This window comes from Mesorhizobium helmanticense, from assembly GCF_003034915.1.
GTDB lineage: Bacteria > Pseudomonadota > Alphaproteobacteria > Rhizobiales > Rhizobiaceae > Mesorhizobium > Mesorhizobium helmanticense.
Map to the genome: position 1 here is coordinate 1 of NZ_PZJX01000104.1, position 1,315 is coordinate 1,315.

General features: G+C 53.2%; 1 protein-coding gene and 1 pseudogene. Both read left to right on the forward strand.

Annotated elements, in window-relative coordinates:
• Positions 1-1,055, forward strand: a 1,055-nt coding sequence (locus tag C9427_RS33480) for an acyltransferase family protein (protein WP_107653182.1), incomplete at its 5' end; no start/stop codon positions are given.
• An 80-nt stretch (positions 1,056-1,135) separates the two neighbouring features.
• Positions 1,136-1,315, forward strand: a pseudogene (locus C9427_RS33485) (hypothetical protein); the annotation flags it as partial.

Genomic DNA, 1,315 nt, shown 5'->3' on the forward strand with positions numbered 1-1,315 from the left:
TGGCGCAAGCAGCGTGGCCAGAAATCGGATGGCCTGCTCAGCTTCTAACTTTCCCCCCATTCAGCATGCTTATCAACGGAAGCTTTGCTGTTTGTGTATTCTTCGTTCTAAGCGGCTTCGTCCTTACCAAGTCTTTTGCTGACACTGGAAATGCGTCGGTGCTTGTATCCAGGGCAATCCGACGGATACCCCGCCTCGGCATTCCAATCGCGGCTTCAATCGTTTTTGCCGGTACCATTTTTGCCATGGGGCTGATGAGAAATCTTGAAGTTGCTCCACTCACGGGCTCGATCTGGCTGACCTGGTATTACCCTAGCTCAATTACGGCCGCGACCATCGCCAAGGAGGCCCTATATGAGTCCTTATTTCTCGGTAAGAACAAACTTAATTCACCACTCTGGACGATGTCCATTGAGCTCGTCGGTTCATACTTAGCCTTCATGTTCGCCTTCGCTTCGAGGTGGTTCACCTTCGCCCTCGTCACAGTTTTTGCCGCGGCTCTCTCCTTTGCGGTCCATATAGCTTACCTGCCCTTCGCCTTGTCGTTCGGGGTCGGCGTCCTCCTGACTCGCGTTTCTCCAGCGAAATGGCCTCACAAAGCTAAGATCGCAATCTTTCTTGCTGCCATCTATCTTGGCGGCTTCTCAAACGACATCTTGTATGAGCCGATCATCAAACTCTCCCCAATCGACTTTAATCCCCTGAAGGACGCAATGCACTGCGTCGGTGCAACCTTCCTTGTCGCTAGCGTTCTCGCGCTTCCATCGCTTCAGCGAGCCTTCTCGTCATACTTTTTCCCACTCCTGGGTCGATTGTCGTTCTCGGTCTACCTTCTTCATTTCCCTATCCTTTGCTCCCTCGGGTGCCTTGTCTATCTCTGGACTATCCAATGGGGGCATGCCTTTGCGGCTAGTAGCACTGTCCTCATTGTACTTGTAACCACCATCATTGCTGCGGTGCCTTTTCAGCGCCTTGTAGACGTGAAGTCCATGGAAATAGCCAAGAGGGTCGACCAATACCTGAGAGGTTTTTTGCGTAAGACTGCGGAGGCGTAGACTGGCGCTGCGCTCAACCATTTGAGCGGGACAAACATAGCTAATCATTCTGACCTCAATAAAACGAAAGGTGCCCTGCCTTGGAAGAATTCGTATCACGCATCGCCACCAATGTCGGCGTCGACCCGGCCCTCGCAGACAAGGCCGTTGGCATGATGCTGGGTTTCCTGCAACGCGAGGCAGCCGACGGTCCCGCTACGCGCATGATCGAGGCCATTCCCGGAGCTTCGGAATTAGTGGCGAAGCATGATGGTGAGGAC